6 protein-coding genes are annotated in these 5,933 nt (G+C 60.6%); 5 read left to right on the forward strand and 1 reads right to left on the reverse strand.

All coding sequences use genetic code 11. The annotated features are described in order from the left end of the window. The 3 genes from mraY to murD form a co-directional block, all read left to right on the forward strand. A partial coding sequence (gene mraY / locus AC6RA8_RS20545; RefSeq protein WP_500355430.1) for a phospho-N-acetylmuramoyl-pentapeptide-transferase occupies positions 1–621 on the forward strand: 621 nt, incomplete at its 5' end. Then, positions 621–1,277: an SDR family NAD(P)-dependent oxidoreductase gene (locus tag AC6RA8_RS20550; RefSeq protein WP_500355432.1), complete on the forward strand. Its 657-nt coding sequence runs from the start codon at positions 621–623 to the stop codon at positions 1,275–1,277. The genes mraY and AC6RA8_RS20550, both read left to right, overlap by 1 nt. A 73-nt stretch (positions 1,278–1,350) precedes the next feature. Then, positions 1,351–2,745 (forward strand): UDP-N-acetylmuramoyl-L-alanine--D-glutamate ligase, encoded by a 1,395-nt coding sequence (murD, locus tag AC6RA8_RS20555; protein ID WP_500355434.1) that lies wholly within the window; start codon positions 1,351–1,353, stop codon positions 2,743–2,745. A gap of 73 nt (positions 2,746–2,818) precedes the next feature. Here the strand turns inward: murD and AC6RA8_RS20560 are convergent, their stop codons facing one another. Next, positions 2,819–3,985, reverse strand: coding sequence for a BaiN/RdsA family NAD(P)/FAD-dependent oxidoreductase (locus AC6RA8_RS20560; protein ID WP_500355436.1), 1,167 nt, complete (start codon positions 3,983–3,985; stop codon positions 2,819–2,821). A gap of 108 nt (positions 3,986–4,093) precedes the next feature. Here AC6RA8_RS20560 and AC6RA8_RS20565 point away from each other — a divergent pair, with 108 nt between their 5' ends. Beyond that, the gene (locus tag AC6RA8_RS20565) at positions 4,094–4,621 is read left to right on the forward strand and encodes a redoxin domain-containing protein (RefSeq protein ID WP_500355437.1); all 528 of its coding nucleotides are present in this window, start codon (positions 4,094–4,096) and stop codon (positions 4,619–4,621) included. Between the two features lie 132 nt (positions 4,622–4,753). Next, on the forward strand, positions 4,754–5,917 hold the full coding sequence (gene ftsW, locus AC6RA8_RS20570; protein ID WP_500355439.1) for a putative lipid II flippase FtsW: 1,164 nt from the start codon (positions 4,754–4,756) through the stop codon (positions 5,915–5,917). Positions 5,918–5,933 lie beyond the last annotated feature (16 nt).

Here is a 5,933-nt window from a genome sequence, read left to right on the forward strand (position 1 = left end):
GATCTGCAGAACCAGTTGGCGGTGCCCGTGCTCAAGGATGTGCTGATCAATATGGGTGTGTTGTTCATTCCTTTTGCCATCATCGTTATCGTCGGGGCCGCCAATGCGGTGAACCTGACGGATGGTCTGGATGGGCTGGCCATCATGCCGGTGATGATTGCAGGCGGCACGCTGGGCATCATTGCCTATGCCGTGGGCCGTGTTGACTTCACCGAGTATCTGGATGTGCATTATGTGCCCGGGACGGGTGAGCTGCTGATCTTCACCTCTGCATTGTTTGGCGGGGGGCTTGGCTTCCTGTGGTACAACGCGCCACCTGCCGCTGTCTTCATGGGTGATACCGGGTCCTTGGCGCTCGGTGGCGCGTTAGGCGCGATTGCAGTTGCCACCAAACACGAGTTGGTTCTGGCCATTGTGGGCGGTTTGTTCGTGGTTGAGGCGCTGAGCGTGATCATCCAGGTCCTCTACTTCAAACGCACGGGCAAGCGTGTGTTCCTGATGGCCCCGATCCACCACCACTATGAGAAAAAGGGCTGGGCTGAGCCACAGATCGTGATCCGGTTCTGGATCATTTCCCTGATCCTCGCGATGATCGGCCTTGCCACTCTGAAGGTGCGGTGATGCCACGGGCGATGATCACTGGCGGCAACCGCGGCATCGGATATGCGATGGCGCAGGGTCTGCTTGCGCGGGGATGCGACGTAGTGATCGGGGCACGAGACGCGCAGGCCGGCGCGGATGTGGCGGCGGAATTAGGCTGTGAATGGGTGCATTTGGACCTCGAGGATGCATCCACCTTTGCACCGGCCATTGAGGCCGCAGGCGGCATTGATATCCTGATCAACAACGCAGGCATCCTGATTGAAGATAGCATGGCAAGTCATCCCGAGGGTCTGCGGCGCTCGATGCAGGTCATGTTTCACGCGCCCTTCGAACTGATCCTGCTGTGTCTGCCCCATATGGCGCAGAGCGGGCAGGGCCGTATCATCAATGTCAGCTCCGGCTGGGGCGCCTTTGACGAGGGGTTGGAAGGGCCGGGCGGGTACGGTGTGGCCAAGGCGGCGCTGAATGCGCTGTCCCATGCCTTGCCACGTGATTTGCCGAAGGGCGTCAGCGTCAATGCGATGTGCCCGGGCTGGGTGCACACGCGCATGGGAGGCCAAGCTGCACCTCGCACACCGGCAGAGGGTGCGGACACGGCCATCTGGCTGGCGCTCGACGCGCCTGCAAGCGTGACCGGCAAATTCTTTCGCGACCGTCAGGAAAAGGCGTGGTGATGATCTTTCTTCTGGCTGAAAGTACCTCGGGGGAGGCCGCAGGCCGGGGGCAGAGCCCCAAGGGAGCAAAGCCATGATCCCCGTGCAGGGTCTGAACGGCGCACGCGTGGCGGTTCTGGGGCTTGGACGCTCGGGCCTCGTTGCAGCGCGCGCGCTGAAAGCAGGCGGTGCGACACCCATCTGCTGGGATGACAACCCCGAGGCGCAGGCAAAAGCCGAGGCGGAAGGGTTCACCTGTCTCAACCTAAAAAAACAGGGTGCGTTTGATGATATCGCACGGCTGATCGTCAGCCCGGGCATTCCGCACCTCTATCCAACCCCCAATCCGGTGATCGCTGCCGCATGGGCAGCCGGTGTGCCAGTGGACAATGACATCGGGCTGTTCTTCCAATCCTTTGCCTCTGCCGCGTGGAACCGCTTTGATACTATACCGCGGGTCATTGCGGTGACGGGATCAAATGGCAAATCGACGACCTGCGCCCTGATCCACCACATCATGGAGGTCGCGGGCCGGCCCAGCCAGCTTGCGGGCAATATCGGGCGAGGAGTGCTGGATATCGATCCGCCCCATGATGGTGAGATCGTGGTGTTGGAACTATCGAGCTACCAGACTGACCTCGCGCGCAGCCTGACGCCCGATGTGGCCGTGTTCACCAATCTGTCGCCTGATCATCTGGACCGGCACGCGGGCATGGGCGGATACTTTGCCGCCAAGCGCAGGCTTTTTGCCGAGGGTGGCCCGGACCGGGCCGTCATTGGCGTGGATGAAGACGAAGGGCGATCCCTTGCAGGGCAACTGAGCGAAGGCCCCAGCGATGACCGCGTGATCCGCGTGTCTGTCGCGGAAAAGCTGACCGGACCCGGCTGGCAGGTCTTTGCGAAAAAGGGCTTTTTGGCCGAGTACCGCAAGGGACGTCAGGTTGCGTCCATTGATCTGCGGGAAGTTGCAGGCTTGCCCGGTGCCCACAATCACCAGAATGCCTGTGCCGCCTATGCCGCTGCGCGTGCGGTTGGTGTGGCCCCGAAGGTGATCGAACAGGCCTTTCACAGTTTTGCGGGCTTGCCGCATCGCAGCCAGACCATCGCGGAGGCGGATGGTGTGCGCTATGTGAATGACAGCAAGGCCACGAATGTGGACAGCGCGGCCAAGGCGCTGATGGCGTTCAAGAACATTCGTTGGATTTGTGGTGGATTGCAGAAAGAGGGCGGGCTTGATCCACTCAACGATGCCTCGTCCGGTGTGCGCAAAGCCTATGTCATCGGGCGTGAGGCGGCGCAGTTCGCGATGCAACTGAATGTCGACGCGCAGGTGTGCGGCACAATGTCGGCGGCAGTGGACGCTGCGATGCACGAGGCTGAGGCCGGAGATGTGGTTCTGCTTGCGCCTGCTGCGGCCAGTTTCGATCAATATGACAGCTTTGAGCGCCGAGGCGATGATTTCGTCGCCGAGGTCACGAAGCGGCTGTAATCCAAAGGCGCGCCTGCGGCGCACTCCATTCTGATTTTGGAAAAGCCTTTTGACTTTTCCAAAAGGGGCGTGATCAGTTCTGGATTGCACGCGCAGCGGCCATGGCAGATGACCAGGCCCATTGGAAATTGTAGCCCCCCAACCAGCCGGTGACATCCAATGCTTCGCCAATGAAGTACAGGCCCGGTGTGATCTGCGATTCCATTGTTTTTGAGCTGACCTGATCCGTTTCAATACCACCCCGGGTCACTTCGGCGGTGCGGTAGCCTTCGGTGCCGCTTGGGGTCAGGGCCCAGTGGTGCAGATCATGGGTCAGGGCCTCAAGCCGCACGTCCGACAGATCGCCAAGACGGCCCGACATGTCTAACTGCGTGGACAGATGATCGACAAGCCGGGCGGGCAGGTGGCGTGCCAGTTCGGTGGTCAGCGCTTTCTTCCCGTCGCTGCGCCGTTTGGCCCGCAGGATGTTGGCGAGGTCTGTCTCCGGGGCGAGGTGCACGGTGATGTCCTGACCCGCGTTCCAATAGCTGGACGCTTGCAGGACGGCCGGGCCGGAGAGGCCGCGATGGGTGAACAGTATCGCCTCGTCAAAGCTGGTGCCGTTGGCCGTTACACGGGCCGGGCAGGCGACACCCGAGATGTCGGCAAAGCGGCGGTCTGTGAAGGTGAATGGGACAAGCGCCGGTTCGGTTTCTGTCACCCGGTGCCCGAACTGGCGCGCGATATTATAGGCAAATCCAGTGGCACCCATCTTGGGAATGGATTTGCCGCCCGTGGCAATGACAAGGTTTTGGCATGTGATGCTGCGGGTGTCGCTGAGGTGGGCGACGAAGCCGTTGTCGTCCTTGGCGATGTCGGTGACCGATGTTTGCAAGAGCAGGTCAGCGCCTGCCTGGTCCATGAGGCCCCGGAGCATCGCGATGATGTCCTTGGCTGAATTGTCGCAAAACAGCTGTCCCAGCGTCTTTTCGTGCCAGGCGATGCCATGGCGGTCGACCAGCTTGATGAAATCCCATTGAGTGTAACGGGCAAGAGCCGATTTGGCGAAATGAGGGTTCTGGCTGATGAAGGCGTGGGCGTCGCAGTAGAGATTGGTGAAGTTGCAGCGTCCGCCGCCGGAGATTCTGATTTTTTCCCCCGGCGCCTTGGCGTGATCAATCAGCAGCACGCGCCCGCCCGCATGTGCCGCGCACATCATGCCGGCCGCTCCGGCCCCTATGACGAGTGTGTCGTATTCCATGAGGCCCCCGTGCAGCATCGCACACAAAGGGTCAAGGTGTTGGGGTTGTGTGACCTCGTGCATTTCCTAGGTCGATCGCAATGTTGCAAGTAAAGAGGGATCTGCAGAATGACAGCTTTGGCCGCCGGGAGCGTTTTTCCGAAACTTGATGTCGCCAAATTGGGAGGTGGCACGCTGACCCTTGGTGCGCCGCAGGACGGGCATGACTGGCAATTGGTCGTTGTCTATCGCGGCCTGCATTGCCCGCTTTGCAAGACGTACCTGTCGAAGCTGCAGGCGCTTGAGAGTGATTTCAACGCGCTGGGCGTTGATGTTGTGGCTGTTTCCGGTGATCCGGAAGCCAAGGCGCAGGCAATGGTCGATGAGAAAGAGCTGAGGCTGGCCATGGGTTACGGCCTAACCGTGGCGCAGATGGATGCGCTGGGTGTTTACATCTCGGACCCCCGCAGCCCGCAGGAAACCGATCAGCCATTTCCGGAGCCGGGCCTGTTTGTCGTGAACGGTGACGGCGCGATCCAGATGGTGGATGTGTCGAACGCGCCGTTCCTGCGCCCGGACCTCCAGAGCGTGCTTAAGGGCATCACCTTTGTTCGGTCGAATGACTACCCGATCCGGGGCATGCACAAGGCTGCTTGAACGGGCGGCATAACCCCGCTTGCGGGCCAGTAAACTAAGGCTGGCCCGCGTGATCATTTGTCGTTATGCTGCCGCCCAGCACTCCGGATCAACCGGGGGCATGAGGCAGTACAGGCAGCAAGGCGGCAGATCATGACTGAGATGGTCTATGGCGCGGTCCCGGTGCGGGACGGCGAACCGATTCTTCCAAAATGGTGGCGCACGGTGGACAAGTGGTCACTGAGTTGCGTTCTTTTCCTGTTCGCCATTGGCCAGTTGCTAGCGCTGGCGGCGTCGGTCCCGCTGGCTGAGAAGAACGGCTTCCCCCCGTTTCACTATGTGGCGCGGCAGGCGTTCTTTGGGTCGGTTGCGCTGATCGTGATGATCATCACGTCGATGATGTCCCCGGTTGTGGTGCGTCGGCTGGCTGTGCTGGGTTTTCTTGTGTCCTTTGTGGCGCTGGCCCTGTTGCCCTTCTTTGGAACCGACTTTGGCAAGGGTGCGGTGCGTTGGTATTCGATGGGCTTTGCGAGCATCCAGCCGTCTGAGTTCCTGAAGCCTGGATTTGTTGTGGCCGCGGCATGGATGCTGGCCGCCAGTCAAGAGCTGAATGGTCCGCCGGGGCGGACGTGGTCCTTTGCGCTTTGTATCTCGATTGTATTGATGCTGGCCTTGCAGCCGGACTTTGGGCAGGCCTGCCTTGTCCTGTTTGGCTGGGGTGTGATGTATTTCGTGGCGGGTGCGCCCATGATCCTTCTGGTCGGCATGGCCGGGCTGGTCGTGTTTGGCGGTACGATTGCCTATTCCAATTCCGAGCACTTTGCCCGCCGGATTGATGGGTTTCTGAGCCCGGATGTCGATCCACGCACACAGCTGGGCTATGCCACCAACGCCATTCAGGAGGGTGGATTGTTTGGTGTGGGTGTGGGCGAAGGCCAAGTGAAATGGTCGCTTCCCGATGCGCATACCGACTTCATCATTGCTGTGGCGGCCGAGGAATATGGTCTGATCCTCGTCCTGTGCATCATTGCGCTTTATACAGGGATCGTTGTGCGGTCGCTGATGCGCCTTGTCCGTGAGCGTGATCCGTTCATCCGCCTTGCGGGCACCGGGCTGGCCTGCATGTTCGGGGTTCAGGCGATGATCAACATGGGTGTTGCCGTGCGTCTGTTGCCTGCCAAGGGCATGACGTTGCCCTTTGTCAGCTATGGTGGCTCATCCGTAATCGCATCCGGCATTGCCGTGGGCATGTTGCTGGCCTTTACTCGGAGCCGACCGCAGGGCGAGATTTCCGATCTGTTGGGGCGCCGCCGATGACGCAACAGCCGCTTCT

Source organism: Tateyamaria sp. (genome assembly GCF_059783535.1).

Excerpts from the sequence above, each read along its gene's own strand:
- AC6RA8_RS20550 (WP_500355432.1), top strand. The coding sequence starts at position 621 with ATGCCACGGGCGATGATCACTGGCGGCAACCGCGGCATCGGATATGCG.
- murD (WP_500355434.1), top strand. The coding sequence starts at position 1,351 with ATGATCCCCGTGCAGGGTCTGAACGGCGCACGCGTGGCGGTTCTGGGG.
- AC6RA8_RS20560 (WP_500355436.1), bottom strand. The coding sequence starts at position 3,985 with ATGGAATACGACACACTCGTCATAGGGGCCGGAGCGGCCGGCATGATG.
- AC6RA8_RS20565 (WP_500355437.1), top strand. The coding sequence starts at position 4,094 with ATGACAGCTTTGGCCGCCGGGAGCGTTTTTCCGAAACTTGATGTCGCC.
- ftsW (WP_500355439.1), top strand. The coding sequence starts at position 4,754 with ATGACTGAGATGGTCTATGGCGCGGTCCCGGTGCGGGACGGCGAACCG.